The sequence below is a fragment of the Amycolatopsis sp. NPDC098790 genome (genome assembly GCF_044759945.1).
Lineage (GTDB): Bacteria > Actinomycetota > Actinomycetes > Mycobacteriales > Pseudonocardiaceae > Amycolatopsis.
In genome coordinates this window covers 1-2,487 of sequence record NZ_JBIWAI010000016.1, presented here as the reverse complement: position 1 = coordinate 2,487, position 2,487 = coordinate 1, and the positions used below count along the sequence as shown (strand labels likewise).

The window sequence follows — 2,487 nt, the reverse complement described above, 5'->3', positions numbered from 1 at the left end:
AGGTTCGGTAGGTTCGGTAGGTTCGGTAGGTTCGGTAGGTTCGGTAGGTTCGGTAGGTTCGGTAGGTTCGGTAGGTTCGGTAGGTTCGGTAGGTTAGAACGATGCAGAAATGCTCGGGAACAAGATCGAACCTTGCTCCCGAGCACCAACATCTGCTACAGGTACTTACTAGTTTCTGAGGCCAGGAGTACCAGAAGTAGGCCGACCGTCCAGCGGCTCGTCGTCAGTGTGAGCGTGATGCTCATGCTGACTACGAGCTCACCTTGCGGTGATCGGCCGTGGTTTTTCCTGCTGCTGCGCGGGTTGCGCGGCAACTGATCACCATCCTTCGAACCACTCCTGCCGGATGACCCGACAGGACGCCAAGGACGTTCCCCGGCTCGAGCACGGGGAACAACGTGACTTGAATCAGTCTAGAACTGTCGCAGGGTTCATTATTGCCCGACACGCGCGCGACGCTGATACTCACTGCGTTATCATCGGCTGCAAAATGCGCCTGGCGAGCACGCAACAGCGGAAGCGACGTCAGAGATAGGGCGATCACGCACCGACGACGCTCAGCGGCCGCGACCAAGCCGGGCATGCGTTTCTTTCGCCCGGTACACATCACGAACGAACGTCCGAACCGACATCCTGGCTGTCGCCGGACAGAAGCACTGCGTCAGCCTCGACCACTACACTGGCGGGCACTCGATGCGAGGGGAGCGACTGTGCCGGAACCGACGGAGCACGCCGGAGCGGCTGCCCAGGGCGGCGCCGAGGTCATAGCCATCCGCGAGGGCGCGAACGGCTGGGGTGTCGTCACGATCACCTCCCCCGACGGCGCGTTCCAAGAGGAGCCGTGCCCGCGCTGCCCATGGCGGCGCGATGCACCGATCGGCGCGTTCCCACCCGAGGTGTTCCGTCTCTCCGCCCCCACGACCTACGACTGGGCTGAGAAGCTGTTCGGCTGCCACGGCAGCAAACGCGATGCGCCGAAGACCTGCGCCGGGTTTCTGCTGCGCGGCGCCGCCCACAATGCCACCGTCCGCTTGAACGGCCCGGACATCACCGACGTCTCCTCCTCGCACCCGCTGTACGACACCTATAAGGAGATGGCGATCGCCAACGGCGTCGCCGCGGACGACCCTGTCCTCGCGCCATGCCGCGACAGCCGCCCACCCAACGACACCAGCCTCGGGCGGGCTGACATCGACGCCGACCAGCGCGCCGCGACGGTCACCCACACTGAACGCCTCATCCGCGCGTTCCTCGTCGAATCGGCAGGACTGGACGCCGGGGACGCGATGACGGCCGACGCGGCCCTGCTTGCCGGGCGGCTCGGCGCGGCGGGGCACCTCGGGATCCCGCAGCATCCGAAGTTCCCGGCCGGCACGTCAGCGCTGGAGATCATCCGCCAGTTCGTCGTCGAGTGCGTCGGCGACGACCTGGGCGCCGACACTGACGAGGTCGCCGAGCAGCTACGCCGGTACCTTGCCTCAGCTGCCGTACTCGGCGGAGTACACGAACCGATCCCGCTGACACCGTCCACGCACGCGTAGGACTGCCGTGCCAGAGCTCGCACTGGACGGGTCCGAGATCGCTGCCGCCGACGGGATCCCGGTCATTTTCGACGTTGCCGCTCTCGCGGCCCATCTGGTCGACCGCGCCACCACCCTGACCGTCGACGAGCTCACCGTGGTCCTGTTCCGTGTTCCCGGCGATGACGGCCCCGTCCTGCTCGACGTGCTGCACCGGCATCGGCTCATCACCGATCTGGACCTGGGTCGCTACGTCGGCCTCGCCTGGGCGATGGCCGAGCGTCCGGACCGCGCGCTGAGCCGCGGCCGCTGGCGGCAGCTGTTCACCGCGGCCGGCTACACCGAGGACGGCCACCGGGTTCCCCGCCCCACGGCCGCACAACGGCTCTACCGCGGATCCGTCGCCGACCGCCGCGGCGACTGGTCGTGGACCGATTCCCGCGACGTCGCCCGCACCTACGCCGCCGGCGGCTTCGGCGGCCGGCTCCCCGGAGCGATCTGGACCGCAATGGTCGAACCCGAGCGGCTGCTGGCCCGCAACACCGACCGCGACGAGTTCGAGTACGTCGTCGACACCGACGGTCTCACGATCACCCCGACCCCGGATTGCTCGTTGTTCGCCTAGACGTCGCAGGCACGGCAGCTCAGTGGCTGCGCCTCCGGTGATGCTTCACAGCTTCTCCTGCGCCCCGACGAACCGGATCCGATCGACTGGCTGCAATCCCGTCAGGTCGTACTCGTCGTCGTTGCCGAACCCGCCACCGAACAGATCGACCCGAACCTGCCGAGGCACCACAAACACCCCGATCGGCGTCTTCTTGGTGTAATAGTGCGGGCACTCCACGGCCGTCAACCGGGCGCACGCCAGGGAGCACAGCGCGCCGCCGTACATCTGGACCGTCGTGTGCGTCCGGTTCTCCGCCGCCAGCACGTACACCTCCTCGCTGCGTGGGCGCCCACAGACTTG

The 2,487-nt window shown here is 67.0% G+C and carries 3 protein-coding genes; 2 read left to right on the top strand and 1 reads right to left on the bottom strand.

Features of this window, described 5'->3' with window-relative positions; genetic code table 11:
- Positions 1-710: 710 nt before the first annotated feature.
- Together ACIQWX_RS50640 and ACIQWX_RS50635 are read left to right on the top strand one after the other, a co-directional pair.
- Entirely contained in the window at positions 711-1,541 is an 831-nt protein-coding gene (locus ACIQWX_RS50640) for a DUF6283 family protein (RefSeq protein WP_400887507.1), read from the top strand.
- Between the two features lie 7 nt (positions 1,542-1,548).
- Complete coding sequence (locus tag ACIQWX_RS50635) at positions 1,549-2,145, top strand: hypothetical protein (RefSeq protein ID WP_400887504.1); 597 nt, start codon at positions 1,549-1,551, stop codon at positions 2,143-2,145.
- A gap of 45 nt (positions 2,146-2,190) precedes the next feature.
- Here ACIQWX_RS50635 and ACIQWX_RS50630 read toward each other — a convergent pair.
- Positions 2,191-2,487 (bottom strand): hypothetical protein (locus ACIQWX_RS50630; protein ID WP_400887501.1); only part of this gene is annotated, 297 nt, incomplete at its 5' end.